Source organism: Streptomyces sp. CA-278952 (assembly GCF_028747205.1).
GTDB lineage: Bacteria > Actinomycetota > Actinomycetes > Streptomycetales > Streptomycetaceae > Streptomyces.
Genome location: NZ_CP112880.1, coordinates 906256 through 926931, shown reverse-complemented (window position 1 = coordinate 926931; position 20676 = coordinate 906256). Strand labels below are relative to the sequence as shown.

The window sequence follows — 20676 nt, the reverse complement described above, 5'->3', positions numbered from 1 at the left end:
GCCCACGCGCGGGCGATTTGCCCTGGAAAATACCCTTAACTGATGGTGCATGTTCGGGTTCTCCGGGCCCGGAGGGCCTTCTCGGGGAGCGATTTCAGCCGCGATCACTCACCGCGCACGCCCCGCAGCGCAGCGTGCAAAAACTGGCGAGTGTATTCCTCCCGGAGAGCTTCCGCAGGGGGTTGGGTGAATATGCCGAAGCACTGTTCTGATCTGGCTAAGCTCACGCGCAGTGAAGACGAGTTGAGATGAATTCGAGCACTTGTTCCTGAGTCTCCGCTCACGTGCGCATACATCCCGGAATCAACCGCCAGAGGGTTTTAGATGGTCCGTGTTGAATCACCGCCGACCGACAGAGAAATTCCCGTCGTCCGCGTAGTCCTGCTGCCCGTGGCCCTGCTCCTCGGCGCCACCGCCGCCGGCTCGGCGCTGGTCGCACCGGCCGCGCGGATACCAGTCGCCGTGTGCGGCGCGATCGCCACGCTCGTGGTCGCCGTACTCACCGTGGCGCTGCACCGCCGCCGACGCGCCATGCGCGTCCAGCGCGCGGAGTACGAACAGCGCATCGCCTATCTGGAACACCGCATCCTCTCGCACGACGCCGAGACGGTACGGCTCACCAAGGAAGTCATGCCCGCCGCCATCCGGCGGCTGCGCGTGGGCAACTCGCCCGAAGAGGTGATGCGCGACATCGTCGACGCGGACGCGGCCAACCGGCATCTGCCCAAGGCGCTGCGCGAGCAGGTCTACCAGGTCCTCGAAGTCATCGACAACGAGGAGGCGCGGCGTGACTCCGCTCAGCGCGCCTTCGTCAGCGTCGCCCGCCGTGTCCAGGCGATCGTGAACCGCCAGGCCAGCGAATTGCGCGAGATGGAGAACCACTACGGGCGCAACCCCGAGGTCTTCGACGACCTGCTGCGCATCGACCACGGCACCGCGCTGATCGGCCGCCTCGCCGACTCCATCGCCGTGCTCGGCGGCGCCCGCCCGAGCCGCCAGTGGCCCAAGCCCGTACCGCTGTTCAGCGTGTTGCGCGGGGCGATGTCCCGCATCCTGGAGTACCAGCGCGTCGAGCTGCACTCGATCGCCAAGGTCGCCATCGTCGGCACCTCGGTCGAACCGCTCATCCACGCCTGCGCCGAACTCCTCGACAACGCGACCCGCTACTCACCGCCCCAGACCCGGGTGCACGTCACCGCGGTCGAGGTGCAGACCGGCATCGCCATCGAGATCGAGGACGGCGGCGTCAGCCTCAGCGAGGAGGCCCGCGCCCGCGCCGAGAACATGCTCGCCCAGGCGCAGGCCGGCATCAACATGAACGACCTCGGGGAGTCTCCGCGCCTCGGCATGGCCGTCGTCGGCCGGCTCTCCCGGATGTACCAGCTCCAGGTGTCGCTGCGTCAGTCGGCGTACGGCGGCGTCCGCGCCGTCCTCATCGTGCCGCGCGACATGATCACCACCGGGCCCGCCCCGGGCATCGCCCACGGCATCGGCGCCACCTCGCGGCCCACCAGTTCCCTGGACATGTCGCAGCTCCAGCACGTGGTGCCGCCGCCCGGCAAGCGCAAGTCCAAGCCCGCCGCCACCGGCCCCGTGCCGTCCGTGGCCGCACCGGTCTCCACCGGAGCCCCAGCGGCCACGTCGCACCCGGCCCCGCACGCGGCAGCCATGGAGGACGACCTGCCCGTGGTCACCGAGTGGACCGAGAACGGGCTGCCGCAGCGCCGCAGCCGGGGCCGCGCCCCGCTCGGCTCGCACAACCTCCCGCAGCAGCCACCACCGCCCCCCGCCAACGGGTTCTCGCCCGGCGCGGACGAGGGAACGGACGGCGGACGCGGCGAGGAGAAGCCTCCCGGCCTCTGGCTGGAGGCCTTCACCAAGGCCGTCAACGGCGTACCGCAGGAACGAAAGCACGGCGAAGACTCCGATGACGCGTGGGACAAGGGAGACCTGAAGTGATCCAGCAGCGGGGAAACATGGACTGGATGCTCAAGGAACTGGCCGACGACGTTCCGAGCATCCACCAGATCGTGGTGCTCTCGTCGGACGGCCTGCGCATCGCGATGCACGGCGGCGATCCCGACGTCGCCGACCGGCTCGCGGCGGCCTGCGCCGGACTCCAGAGCCTGGCCGCCGCGGTGGCCACGGAGATCCCGTACAGCGACGGCCTCATGAAGCTCGTGGTCATCGAGGTGACGGGCGGGTTCTTCTACCTGATGGCGGCCGGGGCCGGCGCCTATCTCGCGGTCCTGGCCGGCGAGACCGTCGACGCCGGACTCGTCGGGGCCCGGATGCGGGACATGGTCGTGCGGATCGGAGCCCACCTGACCAGCCCGCCCCGCCACGGCGGGCAGTCCGGATGAGTGGTCCTCGACGAGAACGCCGCAAGGCCGATCCGGACCTGCACGATCCGGAACGGCTGTACGTGATCACCGGCGATCTCGACGACAGTGAACGGTCCGCGCTCGACCTGGTCACGATGGTCGTCGCGAAGGCGGAGCCCTCGCCGACCTTCCAGCCCGAGCAGGCGGCCATCCTGCGGCTCTGCCAGGCGCCGTTGTCCGTCGCCGAGATCTCGGCCTACCTCAGCCTGCCGTTCAGCGTGGTCACCTCGCTCCTGAGCGATCTCCTCGCGACCGATCTCATCCAGTCGCGTGCGCCGATCGTCCGTGCCACGCTCCCCGACAGGTCCCTTCTCGAAGCGGTGATGCATGGACTTCAGAAACTCTGACACGATCACCGGACCCCGTAGCGAGGACGTCCTTCCCACCACGGCCACCGCCGCGGTGAAGGTCGTGATCGTCGGCGGGTTCGGCGTCGGCAAGACGACCATGGTCGGTTCGGTGAGCGAGATCCGGCCGCTGACGACCGAAGAGACCATGACCCAGGCCGGCGTCGGCGTGGACGACAACGCCGGGGTGGAGACGAAGACCGCCACCACGGTCGCCATGGACTTCGGCCGGATCAGCCTCAGCGAGGAACTGATCCTCTATCTGTTCGGCACCCCCGGCCAGGAGCGCTTCTGGTTCCTCTGGAACGGCCTCTTCGAGGGCGCCCTCGGCGCGGTCGTCCTCATCGACACGAGACGGCTCGAAGTCAGCTTCGACGTCATCGGCCGGCTGGAGGAGCGCGGAGTGCCCTTCGTAGTGGCCGTGAACACCTTCCCCGACGCGCCGCACCACCCGGTCGAGGCCCTGCGCAGAGCCCTCGACCTGCCGGACGAGGTTCCGATGGTCGACTGCGACGCGCGGCTGCGGGCCTCCAGCCGCGATGTGCTGATGACCCTGATGCGCTATCTGCACAGCCTGGCCATCCCCCTCGCCTGACACCGAACCTCCTTCGGGACAACCCCGGTCCAGCAGATCCACGACCGGATCCGCGACCGGATCCGCGACCGGATCCGCGACCGGATCCGCGACCGGGGGCGCGCGCCATCCCGCGGCGCCTGCCCCCGGCCCGGTCCGGCCCGGGCCGCGAACCGACGACCCGTCCCGCCCGCCTGTGCACCAGCCCTGGAATCCTGATCCCTGGAGCCTCTGTGACAACCCCCTTCCACCACGAACCCGGCGCCGTGCCCCCGCCCCAGTGCCCGGCCCACAACCTCGACATCGGCCCCGGCGGACTGCGCCGGCTCTACGGCCCCGAGGCGGAGAACGACCCGGCGGGCCTCTACGACAAGCTCCGCGCCGAACACGGCACGGTCGCCCCGATCCTGCTCCACGGCGACGTTCCCGCCTGGCTCGTCCTCGGCCACAGCGAGAACCTCCACGTCACCCGTACGCCCTCCCAGTTCTCCCGGGACTCGCGGCGCTGGCGGGCCCTCCAGGACGGCAGCGTCGCCCCCGACCACCCGCTAGCCCCGATCTTCACCTGGCAGCCCGTCTGCGTGTTCGCCGACGGCGCCAAGCACGAACGGCAGCGCGGCGCGGTCACCGACAGCATGGAGCGCATCGACACCCGCGGGGTGCGCCGCCACATCAACCGCTTCAGTAACCGCCTCGTCAACGACTTCTGCGAGAAGGGCACCGCCGACCTGGTCAGCCAGTTCGCGGAGCATCTGCCGATGATGGTGGTGTGCGCGATCTTCGGCATGCCGGACGAGTACGACGAGCGTCTCGTCCAGGCGGCGCGGGACATGACGCGCGGCACCGAGACCGCCGTGGCCAGCAACGCCCACATCGTGTCCGTGCTGACGCGCCTGGTCGAGCGCCGCCGTGCCGAATCCGCGCCGGACCTGGCCTCCTGGCTCGTCGAGCACCCCGCGTCGATGACCGACACCGAGGTCATCGAGCATCTGCGCCTGATCATGATCGCCGCCTACGAGTCCACCGCCAACCTCATCGCCAACGTGCTGCGCATGGTCCTGATCGACCCGCGTTTCCGCGCCCGGCTCAGCGGCGGGCACATGACCGTCCCCGAGGCGGTGGAGCAGACCCTGTGGGACGAGCCGCCGTTCACCGCGGTGTTCGGCCGCTGGGCGGTGGGTGACACGGAGCTGGGCGGCCAGCAGATCAAGGCGGGCGACGCCCTGCTCGTCGGGATCGCCCCGGCCAACACCGACCCCACCGTCCGCCCGGACCTGGCCGCCGACATGAGCGGCAACCGCGCCCACCTCGCTTTCAGCGGCGGCCCCCACGAGTGCCCGGGACAGGACATCGGCCGGGCCATCGCCGACGTCGGGATCGACGCGCTGCTGATGCGCCTGCCCGACCTGGAGCTCGGTGTCGGGGAGGGCGAGCTGCGCTGGGTCGGCAACATCATGTCCCGCCACCTGGTCGAGCTGCCGGTGAAGTTCGCCCCCAGCCCCCAGCAGAAGCTGGACGCCGACCCGCTCTCGGTGATGGCCCGCGCCGCCCGTCCGGCCGACGCCTGGGAGATCTCCTCCCCGGCCAGGCAGGTCCCCGAGCCCCGGCACGAGGCGGCCGTGGCGCAGCCCGCCCACGCCCCGGGCGCCACACCCGCCCCGGCGCCGGGCCCCACGCCCACTCCCGCCCGGGGTGCCACACCCGCTCCCGCCCCGGCCGCGCCCTTCGAGCCCGAACCGGCTCCTTCCCCGGAATCCGCTCCGGTGGCGACGATCCCGCAGCAGCGCCGGCCGGCCGCCCCCGCCCGGCTCTGGCAGGCCGTCGTCCGCTGGTGGAGCGGCTACTGACCCGCCGTCGACCCCGATCGGCCGCGGCGGCCCCGGATCACGCCCACGGGCCCGGGGCCGCCGCGTCGCGCTCGGGGGCCATGGGTGCGGGCATCGCCGGGGAGGCCGGAGCTGCCCGTACCATCGAGCAGCGTGAAGCTGACAATTCTTGGCGGTGGCGGATTCCGGGTGCCTCTCGTGTACGGGGCCCTCCTCGGCGATCACGCCGAGGGCCGCGTCTCCCTGATCACGCTGTACGACACCGACGCCGACCGGCTCACCGCCGTCGCCCGCGTCCTGGAGGAGCAGGGGCGGGGCATCGCGGACGCGCCCGCCGTCGTCGCCACCACGGAGCTCGACGAGGCACTGCGCGGCGCCGACTTCGTCTTCTCCGCCATCCGGGTCGGCGGGCTGGCCGGACGCGCCGCCGACGAACGGGTGGCCCTCGACGAAGGCGTCCTCGGCCAGGAGACCGTCGGCGCCGGCGGCATCGCGTACGGGCTGCGCACCGTCCCCGTCGCCCTCGACCTCGCCCGCCGCATCGCCCGGCTCGCCCCGCACGCCTGGGTCATCAACTTCACCAACCCGGCGGGCCTCGTCACCGAGGCCATGTCCCGGCACCTGGGAGACCGGGTCATCGGGATCTGCGACTCGCCGGTCGGTCTCGGGCGGCGGGTCGCCCGCGTCCTGGGAGTCGACCCGGACCGGGCCTGGATCGACTACGCCGGGCTCAACCACCTCGGGTGGGTGCGGGGGCTGTACGTGGACGGGCGGGACGAACTGCCCCGGCTGCTCGCCGACCCGAAGCTGCTCGCATCCTTCGAGGAGGGCCGTCTCTTCGGCGCGGAGCTGCTCCGGTCGCTGGGCGCGATCCCCAACGAATACCTGCACTACTACTACTTCAACCGGGAAGCCGTACGCGCCTACCAGGAGGCCGATCAGACCCGGGGCGCCTTCCTCCGGGACCAGCAGGAGGGCTTCTACGCCCGCATGCGGGAGCCCGGCACCCCTGCCCTGGCCACCTGGGACCGCACCCGCGCCGAACGCGAGGCGACGTACATGGCGGCGAACCGCGAGGTCGCCGGGGCGGGGGAGCGGGAGGAGAGCGACCTGGAGTCCGGTGGCTACGAACAGGTCGCGCTCGCCCTGATGCGGGCCGTCGCCCGCAACGAACGCACCTCGTTGATCCTCAACGTCCGCAACCGCACCGCCCTTTCGGCCCTGGACGCGGACGCCGTCGTCGAGGTGCCCTGCCTCGTCGACGCCAACGGGGCCCACCCGGTGGCCGTCTCCCCCCTCCCGAACCACGCGGTCGGTCTCGTCACCGCCGTGAAGGCAGTGGAGCGGGCGGTGCTGGAGGCGGCGGAGAGCGGGTCCCGCGCGGCGGCCGTCCAGGCGTTCGCGCTGCACCCGCTGGTCGACTCCGTGGCAGTGGCCGGGCGGCTGCTCGACCGGTACGTCGAGGTCCATCCGCAGCTCGCCCACCTCGACCGGCCCTGACCCCGCGGGTCCCGCGTCGGAACGGTACGGGCCCGACCTGACCGGGCCCGGCTCGCTCCGACGCGGGACCCGCCGCCCGGTCGCCCGGGAGACTACGGCGCCGACACGGGGCTCGGCCTGCCGGCCGTGGCCCAGCTCGGCGCCACCCCGGTCACCTGGCAGACCATCAGGAAGAGCGGAATGGGCGGGGTGTACGGGGTGAGGCCGTCCGGAGAGTGGATCAGCCGGGGCCGCCCGCCGGGCACGTCCGCGTCACGCGCGTACGTCACCTGCCCGGGCCAGTCGAGATCCAGGTCGGAGCCGGCCGGGACGATCCACCACCAGCGGTCCGTGTCGGCGAAGACGCATCCGGTGCGCGGCAGATGGGACATGAGGCGGAAGCCGTGACGGGCGGGCACCCCGACCGCGTCACAGCCCAGGGTGGTCGACATCGAGGCCGGCAGGACCAGCCGCACCCGGCCGCCGCCACGGGCCTGCTCGGGCGTCCGGGCCCGGTGTGCCGAGCGGAACCTGGCCATCGCGTTCTTCAGCATGGCCGCTCCGAGCCGGACGGCTGCTCCGCGTCGGCCGCCAGCTCCGCCCAGACGATGCGTCCGGAGGCGTTCTGGGCGTCGTGCGAACCCCAGGCGCTGCTCATCGCGTCGACCAGGAGCAGACCGCGGCCGTGCTCGTCGTCCGACGAGCGGCGCAGCCGCGGACCGTCGGGCTGGTGCCCCTGGTCCTGCACGGCTATCCGCAGTCGTCTGCCGAGCCGGCTCAGCTCGCACACCACCCGGGTGCTCGCGGTGTGCACGACGGCGTTGGTCACCAGCTCGGAGACGATGAGGACAGCCGCGTCACCGGTGTCACGGCCCAGGTCCCAGGCGTCCGTCCGGGCTCGCGTCAGCTCGCGCGCACCGGCCACCGACTCGGGGTGCGCCGGTAGCGCGAAGCAGTAACGGAGCGCCTCCGTCCCGGGGCTGAGGTCCATGAGCCGGGGGATGAGCGCACTGCCAGGTGCCACGACCGATTCCTCACAGTGGGGGCTGCGTCACGCTTCGTTCCCCGGGTGATCGGGGGCGGGCGTGACTGAGCGAACTGGTTCGGGAGCCAACTCTCCCCCTGACGATGACACTTGGCAAGAGGCACTCTGAAATTTCCAGAGTGACTGTGTCGTTGGGGGCGCACGCATGGCACACTGCTCGCAAAACAGCGCATGGGGAGGTCTGAAGTGAGCGAACCGCGGTCCGCCCCGACCGTGGGCCAGGTCGTTCTCGGCAAGCGCCTGCAGGATCTGCGCGAGCGTGTCGGTCTGACCCGTGACCAGGCGGCGAAGGTGCTCAGGGTCGCCCCGGCGACGATACGCAGAATGGAAACGGCCGAGGTCGGGCTGAAGATCCCCTACGTCCAGCTGCTGCTGAAGGCGTACGGCATCGCCGACCAGGAGGCCGACGCCTTCGTCGACCTGGCCGAGGAGGCGAACAAGCCGGGCTGGTGGCAGCGTTTCCACGACGTCCTGCCCGACTGGTTCAGCATGTACGTCAGCCTGGAGGGCGCGGCGAGCCTGCTGCGCATGTACGAGCCGCACTTCGTGCCCGGACTCCTCCAGACCGAGGACTACGCACGTTCCGTGATGCGGACCGGAGCCGTCGGCCAGACCCGGCCCGAGGACATCGAGCGCCATGTGGCGCTGCGGATGGAGCGCCAGTCCCTGCTGGCCAAGGAGGACGCTCCCCGACTGTGGGTGATCATGGACGAGACCGTCCTGCGGCGACCCGTCGGCAGCGCGCAGGCGATGCGCGGGCAGATCGACAAGCTGCTCGAAGCCACGGAGCTTCCCCACGTCACGCTGCAGATCGCGGAGTTCGCCACCGGCCACCACCCGGGAACCTACGGGCCGTTCGTCCTCTTCCGGTTCGCCATCCCCGAACTCCCCGACATGGTCTACAGCGAGTACCTGACCGGAGCCGTCTACTTCGACGCCCGACCCGAGGTGGCCTCCTATCTCGAAGTCATGGACCGCATGGCGGCTCAGGCCGCGACTGCACAACGCACGAAGGAAATCCTCCGGGACTTCCGCAAGGAGCTGTGATGAACCACATATACAACGGCATGCCCGCCGGTGACCTCGGCTCCGAAGGCTGGTACAAGCCGTGGAGCGGCGGGAACGGCGGCAACTGCGTCGAGGCCATGAAGCTCGCCGACGGGCGGGTCGCCGTACGCCAGTCCGCCGACCCGGACGGCCCCGCTCTCATCTACTCCAACGGCGAGATCGCCGCGTTCATCCAGGGAGCCAAGGCAGGTCAGGCCGACTTCCTTCTCACCTGACAGCTGACCCCTCCTCTGTACGGACTCTGTACGGACACCCGACCACGGAGCACGCCATGACCGGGCAAGAACCCCACTCCATCGAGATCGACACCAGCAAGCCGCATCCGGCCCGGATGTACGACTGGTTCCTCGGCGGCAAGGACAACTACCCGGTCGACGAACAGATGGCGCGACAGCTGCTCGCCCTGGACGCGCGGGGCCGCGACATGGCGCGGGTCAACCGGGCGTTCATGCACCGGGCCACCCGCCGGCTCGCCGAGAGCGGGGTGCGCCAGTTCCTGGACATCGGCACCGGCATACCCACCGAGCCGAACCTCCACCAGATCGCCCAGAGGACCGCCCCCGACGCACGCGTCGTCTACTGCGACAACGACCCGATCGTGCTCGCCCACGCGGCGGCGCTGCTCCGCTCCACGCCCGAGGGCGCCACCGAGTACATCCAGGCCGACGCCCGCAGGCCGGAGACCATCCTGGCGGAGGCCGGCAAGGTCCTCGACTTCGACGAGCCGATCGCCCTGTCGATGCTGGCCCTGCTGCACTTCATCGACGACGAGGACGGCGCGGGCGAACTGGTCGACAAGCTGGTCGAGCAGCTACCCTCCGGCAGCTATCTCGTGCTCTCGCACACCACCGGCGACTTCAACCCGGAGGGCGCCGCGCAGGCACGGGCCATGTACAAGGCGCGCGGGATGACGTTGCGTCCCCGCAGCCGCGCCGAACTCACGGCGTTCTTCGACGGTCTCGAACTCGTCGAGCCGGGCGTCTCGCTCTCCGCCGACTGGCATCCGGAGCTCGGGGAGGTCATCGACGTCCCGGGCGACGAGCCGATCCCCGGCTACGCCGGCGTGGCCCGCAAACCCTGAGCCCGCCGCCACGCGTCACAATGGACCCATGTCACGACGCACCTCCCGGCCGGGCCCCGCCGCCGCGCGGATCACCTCCGCCTCCCCGTGCCCCTGCGGCCTGCCCGCCGCCTATGGGGAGTGCTGCGGCCGCTTCCACTCCGCCGGCGCCGCCGCGCCGACCTGCGAGGCCCTGATGCGCTCCCGGTACGCGGCCTTCGTCGTCCGGGACGCGGCGTACCTGCTGCGCACCTGGCACCCCGGGACCCGGCCGCCCGGCGTCGACTTCGACCCCGCGATGCGTTGGACGGGGCTGGACATCCTGGACACCACCGAGGGCAGCGCCTTCCACTCCACCGGGACGGTCACCTTCCGCGCCCACTACACCGACGACGGTCGCCCCGACTCCCTCCACGAGAAGAGCCGCTTCGTCCGGCACGAGGGCGCCTGGGTCTACACGACGGCCGTCTTCGTCGACTGAGCCCGCCCGTACGGCAGGGGCCGCGACCGGGAGCGGGCCGGGCCCCGGGCCTCAGACCGGTGCCCCCACCCGCCTCGAACCGCCGGGACCGGCCGCCGGGGACAGCTCCTGGGCCAGGTCCTCCGCCAGCAGCCGTTTGGCGATCACGTCCACGGTGGCCCGGAGCTGACGGTCGTCGGGTCGGGCGCCGTCCTCGGCCAGGCGCTCGTTGAGCCAGTGGCCCCAGGCGTCGGAGATCACCGCGGCCTCGCGCCGGCCCGCCGCGGTGTGCGAGAAGATCCGGCCGTCGCCCGTCAGATAGCCCTCCTCGATCATCCGGTCGAAGACGGGCACCAGCACCTCCGGCGGGACGCGGTGCCGGGCCGCGATCAGCCCGAGGCCCGCGTGGCCCACCATCCGGGTGAAGAGGTCCACCTGCATCACCGCCCAGGCCCCCGCCAGGTCGAGGCGGGTGTCGGACCCGGCGGTGATCTGCCGGGCGGTGTCCGGGCCGGCGCCGTGCAGGATCGTGGCCACGGAGTACTCCAGGACCTTCGCCGAGTCCCCACTGCCCGGCTGGGCGAAGCCCTCGCCCATGTCCGTCGACCCGAGCCGGGCCGAGTCCCGCAGCTTCACCTCCTTCAGGAACAGCGCGACGACGAAGCCGATCAGGGCGACGGGCACCGTCCACAGGAACACGGTGTGCAGGGTGTCCGCGTAGGCCAGGGCCAGCGGTTCCGACTGGGCAGCGGGCAGCGCGTGCAGCGCCTGCGGGTTCTGCGAGGCGCGGGCCAGGGCCGCCGGGTCGCCGCCCGCCGCCACCGCCCGCGCGACGCCGTCGGTGAGGTTCGGCTTCAGCGCGTTGGCGTAGATGGTGCCGAACACCGCCGTGCCGAAGGCGCTGCCCAGGGTGCGGAAGAACGTCACGCCCGACGTGGCCGTGCCCAGGTCCTCGTAGTCGACGGTGTTCTGCACGGCGATCGTCAGCACCTGCATGGCCAGACCGATGCCGAGCCCCAGCACCACCATGTAGAGCGACTCGAGCCAGACGCCGGTCCCCGGCCCCATCCGGGACAGCAGGAACAGCCCGGCCGCCATGACCAGCGTCCCCACGATCGGGAACACCCGGTAGCGGCCCGTCTTGCTCACCACGTTGCCGCTGAAGATCGAGGCGGCCAGCAGACCGACGACCAGCGGCAGCGTCCGCACCCCCGAGAGCGTCGCCGAGTCCCCGTCCACGTACTGGAGATAGGTCGGCAGGAAGATCATCGAGCCGAGCATCGCGAACCCCACGATGAAGCTGAGGATCGAGCAGACCGTGAACACCGGGTTGCGGAACAGCCGCATCGGCAGCATCGGTTCCTCCGCCCGCGTCTCCACCACGCAGAACAGCGCCAGCGCGAGCAGCCCGCCGGCGAACAGCCCGATGATCATGGGCGAGCCCCAGGCGTACTCGTTCCCGCCCCAGCTCGTCGCCAGGATCAGCGCGCTCGCCCCGACGGTGACCAGCGCGATCCCGGCGTAGTCGATGACCGGCCGGCCGGCGGCCTTCACCGATGGAATGTTCCGGGCGGCGGCGATCACCACCACGATGGCGATCGGCACGTTGACGTAGAACGCCCAGCGCCAGGTCAGATGGTCGGTGAAGAGCCCGCCGAGCAGCGGCCCGATCACCGTCGAGATGCCGAACACCGCCCCGATCGCGCCCTGGTACTTGCCCCGTTCGCGCAGCGGGATCACGTCCGCGATCAACGCCATCGACGTGACCATGAGGCCGCCCGCGCCGATGCCCTGCATACCGCGCCAGATGATCAGCAGCAGCATGTCCGACGCGAGGCCGCACAGGAACGAACCCGTGATGAAGATGATCGCCGAGACCTGGAAGACCAGCTTCCGCCCGAACAGGTCACCGAACTTGCCCACCAGGACGGTGGCCACCGTCTCCGCCAGCAGATAGGCGGTGACCACCCACGACATGTGCGCGGCCCCGCCCAGCTCCGAGACGATCGTCGGCAGGGCCGTGCCCACGATCGTCTGGTCCAGGGCCGCGAGCAGCATGCCCAGCACGATCGTCGCGAAGACGATGTTCCGCCGCCGCCGGTCGAGGACGGGCGGCGGCGCGGCGGCACTCTGCGCGGCGGGAGCTTGCTCGCTGGCAGTGGTCACCTCTGCACCCTCACACCGGCCCCACGCCCCCGCATGCGGGGGCGGTCCGGACGGGGGTCGGCCCTCAGGGCGTGTTTCGAAAGTCCCGCCTGCTCGGCGACGCCTGGCACTTCCCCAAGCTCTCGGCTTCGCTCGAGCAGGGGAGACCCCATCCCTCGCCGCGTTGTCGGGATCACCCCGATACATCCAGTATCGGGGCGACCCTCCGCCTTGCGATCGCACGCACCAGACGCCGCCGAGCCCGCCCTCCGGGCGGACGGCGCTACTTTCGAAACACGCCCTGGCGGGGCAGTAGCGAGGCGATCGACGTCTTCAGCCGCGCCACGAACGCCTCACGGACGTCCTCGCCGACCCGGTCGAGCGACAGATACGGGTTGAGGTCCTCCAGCTCGACGAGCAGCAGCGCGCCGTCCGCCGTCCGGCAGGCGTCGACCCGCTGGATCCCGTGGTCGAGGGAGTTCCAGGCGATGAAGCGCCGGGCGAACGCCAGATCCTCCGCGCTCGCCGCGTACGGCTCCAGCACCCAGCGCCGTTCCGGGTCCGGCGCGTACAGCGCGTACTGGAAGTCGTGGTCGACGAAGTAGAAGGACACCTCGTGGCGGAAGTCGATGCGCGGCTGGACGAGGAGCGAACCCTCGTCCGCACGCTCCAGCTCGGTGGCCGCCTCCGCCGCCGTGACGAAACGCAGCCCGACCGAGTCCGCCCCCTGCTTCGGCTTGACCACGTAGGCGGGCGCGTCGGGCAGCCTCGGCAGCTCCGCCGCCCGGTCCACCGTGGGGATGACCGGCAGGCCGGCCCGGTCCATCTCGACCAGATACTGCTTGCCCGCCATGTCACCACGCCCGCCCAGCGGGTTGTAGACCGGCGTCCCCAGCTCCCTGGCCCGGGAGCGGTACGCGTCGTACGCCTCCCGGTGGTGCAGCACCGGCCCGCTGTTGCGGACGAGCACGGTGTCGAAGCCCTCCAGCAACGCGGCCGCGTCCCGGGGGTGGCAGAGAGCGACGTCGAACGACTCGCGCAGCCGGGAGCCGAGGTAGATGTCCTCGTCGCAGTAGCGGCGGCCGCGGGCCTCGTACGCGAGATCGGTGACGAGCAGGAGGGACGGGCGGCGTGCGCCGGCGGGTGACGCGGCGGTCATGAGGTTCTCCCGGGGTCAGGACGCGGACGGACGATCACTATCGCCGACGCCCGGCCGGCCCTGCGGAGCGGGTGGTTCCCCTACGCCCGGAAGCCCTCGCGCCCGGATCCTCGTACGCCCGGATGCCCTCGCGCCCGGGCCCTCACCGCTTCCGGTGGCAGCCCGCGGCCCCGCGGGTCAGACAGCGTCCGTGGACCCGCCCCGTACGGCCGCCACCCACTCGACGAGCAGCCGCTCGTACTCCCGGCGGCCCTCGGGCGACACCACACCGCCGTCGGCGACCAGAGCGCGGATCTCCGCGTTCAGCTCAACCATCGGGCGGGCAGGCGTCGGCTCGGTCGAAGTGGAGGTCATGTGAAGAGGCTAGTGGCAGGGGAGCCGGAGAGGCACCGGTCAAACGTGTGGGGCCCACCACGGGCACCGTTCGTCGTCGGCCCCGAGGCCGTGCCGACCCGCTGTCGTACCGGGTCGCGGCGCTCTCCACGCCGTCCTCACCGGTCGCCGCGGATCGTCACGACCGGACGATCCGAACCCTGTTGCCGCACGTCGGCGACGTGCGGCGCGGCCTCGGCGCTGTTGCGTACCCGCCCCGACGCGCTCGGTGACGATCTCCGTCCGGCCTGGCCCGACGGAGATTTCCACGGCGCCGTTCCACATCGGTCTACGCGTTCGGGGCGACGAGGATCACACGGATTCTGGGCGGATGAGGACCGGTGAGGACCGGATGAAGACCGGATCAGGAGCGGATCAGGCCGCCACCCCCGGCCTCCGCCTCCGCCGCCTCCGCTTCCGCCTCAGCGGATGTGCCGACCCGAGATCGCCCGCGCGATGACGAGGCGCTGGATCTCGCTGGTGCCCTCGAAGATGGTGTAGATCTTCGCGTCGCGGTACATCCGCTCCACCGGATGCTCCCGGCTGTAGCCCGCGCCGCCGAGGACCTGGACCGCCTTCTCCGTTGCCGCGACCGCGAGTTCTCCGGCCCGCAGCTTCGCCATGGAGCCCTGGCCCGCGTCGAAGGTCCGGTCGTTGCGGGCCATCCAGGCGGCCTGCCAGATCAGCAGACGTACGGCCTCGATCTCGGTGCGGATATCGGCCAGGGCGAAGGCGATCGACTGGTTCTCGATGATCGGCCTGCCGAACGCCTCGCGCTCACCGGCGTATTCCAGGGCGTACTCGTAGGCAGCCCGGGCGATGCCGAGTGCCTGCGCCGCCACGGTCGGGCGGCTGACCTCGAAAGTCGCCATCGCCGCCTGGCCCTTGGCGGTGCCGCCCTCGCGTGCCCTGGCGAGGCGGGCGTCCAGCTTCTCCTTCCCGCCCAGCAGACAGTGCCCCGGTACGGTCACCTCGTCGAGGAAGAGATCCGCGGTGTGCGAGGCGCGCAGCCCCAGCTTCTTGACCGTACGGCCCGCCGTCAGGCCCTTCGTGCCGGGCGGCACGATGAACGCGGCCTGTCCGCGGGCCCCGAGCGCTGGATCGACCGAGGCGACGACGACGTGGACCTCGGCTATGCCGCCGTTGGTGATCCACGCCTTCTGACCGGAGATCACCCAGGAGTCGCTCGCCTCGATGTAGCGGGCCTTCGTCGTCATCGCGGAGACGTCGGAGCCGGCCCCCGGTTCGGATACGCAGAAGGCGGCGACCTTCGGGTCGTCCTCGTCCCCGTAGCACTGCGGCACCCACTCGGCGAGCTGGTCCGGGGTGCCGGAGGCGAAGATTCCGGCGACCGCGAGCGAGGTGCCGAACAGGGCCATGCCGATGCCGGCGTCGCCCCAGAACAGCTCCTCGTTGGCGATCTGGAGGGAGAGCCCCGTGGGGTCCCCGTACAGGTCGGCGAGCGACTCGAATCCGTACAGCCCGATCCGGGCGGCCTCCTGGATCACCGGCCAGGGGGTTTCCTCCCGGGCATCCCACTCGGCGGCGGCCGGGCGTACCACCTGGGCGGCGAAGCCGTGCACCCAGTCGCGCAGGTCCTGCTGCTCCTCGGTCAGGGCGAGGGAGAAGAAGCTCATGGGCTCACGCCTTCGGGATGTCGAAGTAGCGGGTCAGGCCGGAGGCGAGGCCGACGTCACCGGCGACCTTGAGCTTGCGCGTCATGAACATGGTGACGGGATTGCCGTTGCCGGAGACGAGCTTGAGGAACTCCGCGTCCCCCATCGTCAGCGTGGTGCGCGGTTCGGCGTCCGAGCGGCCGGGGGTGACCCGGCAGGCTCCGTCGGCTATGGCGGTCTCGTAGAAGGCGTCGCTCTCCCCGGTGATCCTCCAGCGGATCAGCGCGGTGAGGCCGCCGGCCGCCTCGGGCCGGAACCGCTGCTTCATCCGGCCGAAGACCTCGCCGAGTATCCGGGTGCGCAGCTCGCCCCGCATGACCTCGGCGAGCTGCTTCGCGGACAGGCTCTTGACGATGCGGGCGAACTCCTCGGGTGCGACCGCCGAGAAGTCGAGCCCGGACAGGTCGTCGGTGAGGTTGCCGCTGCTGGTTCCGTCCACGCCAGTTCCTTACTCCAAAGTAAACTTACTTTTGAGTAAGGTAAGGGGAGTGGCGGCGCCCCGCAAGGCCGGTCCGCGGCCGGTCGTGGTGAGGGGGAAGGCGGGCGGTGAGGGGTGGGAGGCGGTCAGAAGGGTGAGCCCGGGAGCACGGCGAGTCCGGGGTGGTGCGCGGCCAGCATCTTGTTGGCGCGGGCCAGGTCGGAGAGGGCCTGTTCGCGGTCGGCCTGGTCCTCGACGCCGAGCCGGGGGCCGCGGAACCTGCGTACCTCGCGGGCCGCGCAGTCGGCGTCGAACTCCGCCTGGAGGATGTGCGGCGGAATGCACGAACCGATCAGCGCGGCGACCCGGTCCGGGATCGGCACGGGGACGAGGAGGTGCGAGGCGGTCATGGGACGTTCCCTCTCGGATGGTTGGCCAGGAGGCGGTGCACGGGGCCTGCCGCCTGATGGGCGGCAGGTTCCTTCCTGTGTACGGGACGTGGTTCCGGGTTTCTCGTCGGATACGTCTCCGTGTCGCAACCGTTTGGGACTGACCGTCTATTTCGCCTTACGCGCCGGTAAGTTGACCCGCCGCGCCGAACGTGATCCGGATCAGGGGGTTGTGCCCGTGGCCCGGGAGCGCAGCCGCAACGCGCGCAGCACCGCCTCGGTGGCGAAACGGCTCTCGGGATCGACGAGTTGGTCACCGAAGATGGTCTCCAGGCTCCGCATGCGGTAGCGCACGGTCTGCGGGTGGACATCCAGCAGTGCGCCCATCTGGGCCGCGGTGCCCCGGGTGTCGAGCCAGATCCGCAGCGTCTCGACCAGCCGGTCGCGGCGGGTGGCGCTGATCCCCGCGACGGCGGCCAGCTCCCGCTGGGCGAGCTGGTCCAGCAGGGCGGGGTCGGACAGCAGCCACAGGGTGGTGAGGTGGTCCTCGCAGCGGATCAGCGGTGCGTCGTCGATCACGCCGGAGTCGACGAGCTCCAGGACCCGGCGGGCCCAGCGGATCGACTCGCAGGCCAGCGCCGTGGGCACGGTCAGCCCGATCGCCGTGCGGCCGGCCGGCAGGGCCTGTTCCAGCATGGTTCTTCGTGTGTCGTCCAGTGCTCCGGGGATGAGCAGATGGGGCTGCGGGGCGCTGAGATCGACGAGGAGGTCGCGGTCCGCGCTGAGCCGGTCCAGCTCCGCCGGGGCGCGGACGGCGATCAGTGTGACCTCTTCCGGCAGCGCCCACCCGACCTGCTCGCACAGATCCGCGATGGCGCTGCCGGGGGCCGGGCGCCCGGCGAGGATGAGGTGGAGCAGGCGGCGGCGCAGCGCCTCGCTGTGCTCGCCCGACTGGGACTGCACTTCCTGGAATCCCTCCCGGGAAAGCGATTCCAGTTCGTCGACGTAGGCGAAGAGCGCGTCGGCGAAGCTCAGCATCAGGGTGGGGGACAGGTGGTAGCTCTGCCCGACCTTCTTCGCCCGCCGCAGGGCCACCCGTGCGCCCAGCCGGTAGGCCCCCTGGAGGGTGTCCATGCTCCGGCCCTCGTACGCCTCGAACCGTCCGAAGCGCCGGCACATGTCGTCGCGGAGCGTGGTGGAGGAGGAGGGCTCGGCCACCAGATCGACGAAGGAGGCGAGGCTCTGCTCCACGCCCACCCGGATGGCCTGCCCGTTCGGGCCGTCGAGCAGCCGGGCGTATTCCGGATAGGCCCGGGTGACCTCGACGCCGATTTCCTTGATGAGGCTGGGCAGTTCGGGCCGCATGATCGCCGCGAATTCCTGGGGGAGCGGCCCCAACGGGTCTTCGGTATCCAGCGGCTGTATGAGATGTGGCATGACAGGTCCCCTTGCTCTCGGCGCCCGGTGGTGGGGTGAGGCGGTGGGGGGAAAGCGCTCCCACGAACCGACAGGTGCGTACCAAGTTCGCGACGAAGATAGACCAACGAACAGGCACTGCACACCACTTGGACAAGATCGAAGTGCAGGGGGCACACAACCCGGCCGCACTGTGCGACTTCCGTGCAGGTCGGGCGGCACTACGCGCTTTCGGACAATGAATTTCGGCCGCGTGCTCCGACGATGACAACAAAGCCGTTCCGCTGCCCGGAGATGTCCCCTCAGTGGTGCGCGCGGTGTCGGTCGATCCTCGTGACGAACGGGCGTGCAGACGGCTCACCACGGCGAATGCGGGTGGGTGGCCGCTTTTTGCTGAGCGTTTTCGGCCGAGTGGCTGATTTGCACGCCATCCGTGCGTGGGCGGAGGCGGGACTTCCGCCGCCCCCGCCCCCGGGGGGCCGGGTACGCACGGCACGCGGGGTTCCGGTCGCCGCTGCGCAATTGCCGGCCCCCGGGTGCGCATTCCTTGACAAGGGAACGGTGTCCCGATGCTCATTTCCGGATCAAAAAGAGTGCGATGCAAAGAATCTTAGACGGACGGATTGTGTCGCCCGGTTTCCCGCGAGTAACATCACGCCTCGATCAATTCGGTCACGAAATCTGCCCGAAATTTGATGCTCCGATCCTCCGCCCCCGGACCCACCGGGACTCCGACACCGTCGAGAAGTCGCCGCGGTGCGGTCGCGCATTGCGAAACCGCTCAACTTCGTGCACGAGGCCGCGCCACGGCGGCCGACAGAGGGGACGACATGAGATCCGTTTCCAATCGAACCCGCGTAGGTCTGCTCGCGGCGTTCACGGCATTCAGTGCTCTGCTCTCCACCGGCTCGGCCACCGCCGCCACCCAGCTCAACGGTGACTGGGCGCCCTTCGACCGCTGCCCGGTCGACGCGGCCCCCATGCTGGCCGCGGACGGCCTCAACACCATCGCGACCTGCATAGCGTCGAGCTCGGCCACCGGAACCATCACGCTGGGCAAGACGAAGGTCCCCACCGGCAACACCGACCTGCAGCTCGGAGTCATCCAGCGCCCCGACGGCACCGCCTCCCTGGTGGCCCCTCCCGAGGGGGCGCTGACCGCGGACCCGGCGGAGGTTCCCGGCGGGCTGATCGGACTGATGTGTCCCAGCGGAATTCCGCTCGTATCGGGAATCTGCCGCCAGTTGACGGACAACAATCTCAACCGGATCACAGCCACCATCGAACCGGCCGGAGCGCCACGCGACTTCCATATGAGCGCGGCATTCTCCACCGGTGAGCCCATTCTCACCATCCCGGTCCGCATCCACCTCAAGAATCCGTTCCTCGGTGACAAGTGCTACATCGGGACCACTTCCAACCCGGTGCTCCTGAAGCCCCAGAACATGACGGCGCCGAGCCTCTCACTGCAGCGGTTCTCGGCCGACGGCACCCCGAACGACGACGAGGGCGAGATGGGGCGCTACACCTTCGACGGCGCCGACCAGGGTGACGCCACGTTCGCCGTTCCCGGGGCCAGCGGCTGCGGTGCCGGGCTCCTGGACTGGGCGGTGAATCTCAAGACCGGTCTCCCGTCCGCCGCCGGAAAGAACAGCGTGACGCTCGACGCCACCACGACGTACTTCGGCAGCCCCTACGACCCCGCCGGCCTCGCGCCGAACGAGGGCAGGAAGCTGTCCGAGTTCTGGCACTCCGCGAAGCGGTAGCCCCGGTCCCGGCCCGCCGGACCCGCCCTGACGCCGAAGTCCCAGGAGGTGATGCGCGACCCGCCCCCCATTCCTTGTCCGCGCACCTCGACACGAGCCGGTGCCGTGGACCCGCCGAGTGCCGCACCGTCCGGCACGGCGAGCAACTGAGCAAGCGCCTCTCCAGTCACGTTCAGTCGAATCCCCAACGGAACGAGAAAAGGGAGTACCCCCATGTTCAAGCGAACCGGTGTCCTGACCGCGATCGGTGCCGCCGCGGCATCCGTCGTCCTGGCCGCCCCGTCGGCCGTCGCCGCGCCGACCAGCTGGACGATCAGCCCCACCGGCGCCTTCAACGGCAGCGCCGGAGTGACCGTCCTGACCGACAACAACGGCAACAAGATCCAGTGTGCGACGTCCGCCGCCTCGGGCTCGGCGCCGACCTCCCCGGTCGCCGGGAGCCCGGCCAAGCTCGCGTCGATCTCGGGCATCTCGTTCAACTCGCCGTGCACCGGGCCGTTCAGCTCGACGTGGACGGTGACCACCACGCCGCCGTGGGAGATCTGGGGCCTGGACTACGCGGCGGGCGCCGGCACCAACTCCACGGGCCAGGTGACCGGTGAGATCAGAACGATCAAGGCGAAGGTGTCCGGGAGCAGCATCCTGGGCCCCTGCACCTTCAACGTGACCGGGAAGGTCGCGGCCAAGTACAACAACCCGAGCGCGGGCGGCAGCAACGGCACGCTGAACACCGCGGGCGGCGGGCTCACTCTCTCCATCGCGAACAAGGTCGGCGGCGGCTGCGGCATCGTCGGCACCACCGCCAGCTTCCAGGGGCTGTACACCATCGTGAACGCGGCGACGGGCAAGTCTCCGGTCATCAGCGGGTGACCCACCGCCGATGACGTCCCGCACCTGAGTGTTGTGCCCGGCCGTGCGCACCCGGCGGCCGGGCACGCCCCGTTGTCGCGCACCCGCCGACAAGGGCGCGGCCGTGGATTGTCACCGGCTGCCAAAGTCCGAGCATCCGTGATCCGAACGGAAACCCGGCTCTTCCCAGGCGTCGTCGGCGTGCGTACCGTACCCGTCGGTAGGGGCCGTCTCGCCCGTCCG

General features: G+C 70.7%; 21 protein-coding genes. 12 read left to right on the top strand and 9 right to left on the bottom strand.

Going from position 1 to position 20676, the window contains the following annotated elements; genetic code table 11:
- The first annotated feature begins 324 nt into the window (after positions 1-324).
- From N7925_RS03995 to N7925_RS03970, 6 genes are all read left to right on the top strand, one after another.
- A complete protein-coding gene (locus N7925_RS03995) occupies positions 325-1959 on the top strand; it encodes a sensor histidine kinase (RefSeq protein WP_265598119.1) in 1635 nt (544 codons plus the stop codon).
- Positions 1956-2363: a roadblock/LC7 domain-containing protein gene (locus N7925_RS03990; protein ID WP_007454741.1), complete on the top strand. Its 408-nt coding sequence runs from the start codon at positions 1956-1958 to the stop codon at positions 2361-2363. Before N7925_RS03995 ends, N7925_RS03990 begins: the two co-directional genes overlap by 4 nt.
- Entirely contained in the window at positions 2360-2731 is a 372-nt protein-coding gene (locus N7925_RS03985; RefSeq protein ID WP_026290056.1) for a DUF742 domain-containing protein, read from the top strand. The genes N7925_RS03990 and N7925_RS03985 overlap by 4 nt, the downstream gene beginning before the upstream one ends.
- Entirely contained in the window at positions 2712-3326 is a 615-nt protein-coding gene (locus N7925_RS03980) for a GTP-binding protein (RefSeq protein WP_265598118.1), read from the top strand. Before N7925_RS03985 ends, N7925_RS03980 begins: the two co-directional genes overlap by 20 nt.
- A 212-nt stretch (positions 3327-3538) precedes the next feature.
- Positions 3539-5152, top strand: coding sequence for a cytochrome P450 (locus N7925_RS03975; RefSeq protein ID WP_274343039.1), 1614 nt, complete (start codon positions 3539-3541; stop codon positions 5150-5152).
- Between the two features lie 132 nt (positions 5153-5284).
- A complete protein-coding gene (locus N7925_RS03970; RefSeq protein ID WP_274343038.1) occupies positions 5285-6631 on the top strand; it encodes a 6-phospho-beta-glucosidase in 1347 nt (448 codons plus the stop codon).
- A gap of 92 nt (positions 6632-6723) precedes the next feature.
- Here N7925_RS03970 and N7925_RS03965 read toward each other — a convergent pair whose 3' ends face one another.
- Both N7925_RS03965 and N7925_RS03960 read right to left on the bottom strand, forming a co-directional pair.
- Positions 6724-7164 carry a hypothetical protein gene (locus N7925_RS03965; RefSeq protein ID WP_274343037.1) on the bottom strand — a complete coding sequence of 147 codons (441 nt, stop codon included), beginning with the start codon at positions 7162-7164 and terminating at the stop codon, positions 6724-6726.
- Positions 7158-7634, bottom strand: a complete 477-nt coding sequence (locus N7925_RS03960; RefSeq protein WP_274343036.1) for an ATP-binding protein — start codon at positions 7632-7634, stop codon at positions 7158-7160. The genes N7925_RS03965 and N7925_RS03960 overlap by 7 nt, the downstream gene beginning before the upstream one ends.
- A gap of 207 nt (positions 7635-7841) precedes the next feature.
- Here N7925_RS03960 and N7925_RS03955 point away from each other — a divergent pair, with 207 nt between their 5' ends.
- The 4 genes from N7925_RS03955 to N7925_RS03940 are packed head-to-tail and all read left to right on the top strand — an operon-like array spanning position 7842 to position 10264.
- A complete protein-coding gene (locus N7925_RS03955; protein WP_265598113.1) occupies positions 7842-8702 on the top strand; it encodes a helix-turn-helix domain-containing protein in 861 nt (286 codons plus the stop codon).
- Positions 8702-8938, top strand: coding sequence for a DUF397 domain-containing protein (locus N7925_RS03950; RefSeq protein WP_018955330.1), 237 nt, complete (start codon positions 8702-8704; stop codon positions 8936-8938). The genes N7925_RS03955 and N7925_RS03950 overlap by 1 nt, the downstream gene beginning before the upstream one ends.
- A gap of 56 nt (positions 8939-8994) precedes the next feature.
- A complete protein-coding gene (locus N7925_RS03945; protein WP_274343035.1) occupies positions 8995-9804 on the top strand; it encodes an SAM-dependent methyltransferase in 810 nt (269 codons plus the stop codon).
- A 28-nt stretch (positions 9805-9832) separates the two neighbouring features.
- The gene (locus tag N7925_RS03940; RefSeq protein WP_274343034.1) at positions 9833-10264 is read left to right on the top strand and encodes a YchJ family protein; all 432 of its coding nucleotides are present in this window, start codon (positions 9833-9835) and stop codon (positions 10262-10264) included.
- A gap of 51 nt (positions 10265-10315) precedes the next feature.
- On the opposite strand, the gene N7925_RS03935 is transcribed toward N7925_RS03940, so the two are convergent.
- The 7 genes from N7925_RS03935 to N7925_RS03905 all read right to left on the bottom strand — a co-directional run bounded on the left by N7925_RS03935 (position 10316) and on the right by N7925_RS03905 (position 17839).
- Positions 10316-12409, bottom strand: coding sequence for an MDR family MFS transporter (locus tag N7925_RS03935; protein ID WP_274343033.1), 2094 nt, complete (start codon positions 12407-12409; stop codon positions 10316-10318).
- A 262-nt stretch (positions 12410-12671) separates the two neighbouring features.
- Positions 12672-13547: a hypothetical protein gene (locus N7925_RS03930; RefSeq protein WP_274343032.1), complete on the bottom strand. Its 876-nt coding sequence runs from the start codon at positions 13545-13547 to the stop codon at positions 12672-12674.
- 177 nt (positions 13548-13724) lie between these two features.
- Positions 13725-13901 (bottom strand): hypothetical protein, encoded by a 177-nt coding sequence (locus N7925_RS03925; RefSeq protein WP_158688564.1) that lies wholly within the window; start codon positions 13899-13901, stop codon positions 13725-13727.
- A 440-nt stretch (positions 13902-14341) separates the two neighbouring features.
- Positions 14342-15556, bottom strand: a complete 1215-nt coding sequence (locus N7925_RS03920; RefSeq protein WP_265598108.1) for an acyl-CoA dehydrogenase family protein — start codon at positions 15554-15556, stop codon at positions 14342-14344.
- A gap of 4 nt (positions 15557-15560) precedes the next feature.
- On the bottom strand, positions 15561-16034 hold the full coding sequence (locus N7925_RS03915; RefSeq protein ID WP_265598107.1) for an SCP2 sterol-binding domain-containing protein: 474 nt from the start codon (positions 16032-16034) through the stop codon (positions 15561-15563).
- A 125-nt stretch (positions 16035-16159) separates the two neighbouring features.
- Positions 16160-16423 carry a hypothetical protein gene (locus tag N7925_RS03910; protein WP_215110637.1) on the bottom strand — a complete coding sequence of 88 codons (264 nt, stop codon included), beginning with the start codon at positions 16421-16423 and terminating at the stop codon, positions 16160-16162.
- A gap of 201 nt (positions 16424-16624) precedes the next feature.
- Entirely contained in the window at positions 16625-17839 is a 1215-nt protein-coding gene (locus tag N7925_RS03905; protein WP_265598106.1) for a helix-turn-helix domain-containing protein, read from the bottom strand.
- An 809-nt stretch (positions 17840-18648) separates the two neighbouring features.
- On the opposite strand from N7925_RS03905, the gene N7925_RS03900 reads away from it, so the two are divergent.
- Both N7925_RS03900 and N7925_RS03895 read left to right on the top strand, forming a co-directional pair.
- Complete coding sequence (locus N7925_RS03900; RefSeq protein WP_274343031.1) at positions 18649-19584, top strand: hypothetical protein; 936 nt, start codon at positions 18649-18651, stop codon at positions 19582-19584.
- Positions 19585-19797: 213 nt separating this feature from the next.
- Positions 19798-20454: a hypothetical protein gene (locus N7925_RS03895; RefSeq protein WP_265598104.1), complete on the top strand. Its 657-nt coding sequence runs from the start codon at positions 19798-19800 to the stop codon at positions 20452-20454.
- The last annotated feature ends 222 nt before the right edge of the window (positions 20455-20676 follow it).

What these genes read in the sequence shown, in the direction of transcription:
- N7925_RS03925 (WP_158688564.1), bottom strand. Translation starts at nt 13,901, where the DNA reads ATGACCTCCACTTCGACCGAGCCGACGCCTGCCCGCCCGATGGTTGAG.
- N7925_RS03980 (WP_265598118.1), top strand. Translation starts at nt 2,712, where the DNA reads ATGGACTTCAGAAACTCTGACACGATCACCGGACCCCGTAGCGAGGAC.
- N7925_RS03920 (WP_265598108.1), bottom strand. Translation starts at nt 15,556, where the DNA reads ATGAGCTTCTTCTCCCTCGCCCTGACCGAGGAGCAGCAGGACCTGCGC.
- N7925_RS03965 (WP_274343037.1), bottom strand. Translation starts at nt 7,164, where the DNA reads ATGCTGAAGAACGCGATGGCCAGGTTCCGCTCGGCACACCGGGCCCGG.
- N7925_RS03985 (WP_026290056.1), top strand. Translation starts at nt 2,360, where the DNA reads ATGAGTGGTCCTCGACGAGAACGCCGCAAGGCCGATCCGGACCTGCAC.
- N7925_RS03910 (WP_215110637.1), bottom strand. Translation starts at nt 16,423, where the DNA reads ATGACCGCCTCGCACCTCCTCGTCCCCGTGCCGATCCCGGACCGGGTC.
- N7925_RS03950 (WP_018955330.1), top strand. Translation starts at nt 8,702, where the DNA reads ATGAACCACATATACAACGGCATGCCCGCCGGTGACCTCGGCTCCGAA.
- N7925_RS03905 (WP_265598106.1), bottom strand. Translation starts at nt 17,839, where the DNA reads ATGCCACATCTCATACAGCCGCTGGATACCGAAGACCCGTTGGGGCCG.
- N7925_RS03945 (WP_274343035.1), top strand. Translation starts at nt 8,995, where the DNA reads ATGACCGGGCAAGAACCCCACTCCATCGAGATCGACACCAGCAAGCCG.
- N7925_RS03940 (WP_274343034.1), top strand. Translation starts at nt 9,833, where the DNA reads ATGTCACGACGCACCTCCCGGCCGGGCCCCGCCGCCGCGCGGATCACC.
- N7925_RS03900 (WP_274343031.1), top strand. Translation starts at nt 18,649, where the DNA reads ATGAGATCCGTTTCCAATCGAACCCGCGTAGGTCTGCTCGCGGCGTTC.
- N7925_RS03895 (WP_265598104.1), top strand. Translation starts at nt 19,798, where the DNA reads ATGTTCAAGCGAACCGGTGTCCTGACCGCGATCGGTGCCGCCGCGGCA.
- N7925_RS03995 (WP_265598119.1), top strand. Translation starts at nt 325, where the DNA reads ATGGTCCGTGTTGAATCACCGCCGACCGACAGAGAAATTCCCGTCGTC.
- N7925_RS03930 (WP_274343032.1), bottom strand. Translation starts at nt 13,547, where the DNA reads ATGACCGCCGCGTCACCCGCCGGCGCACGCCGCCCGTCCCTCCTGCTC.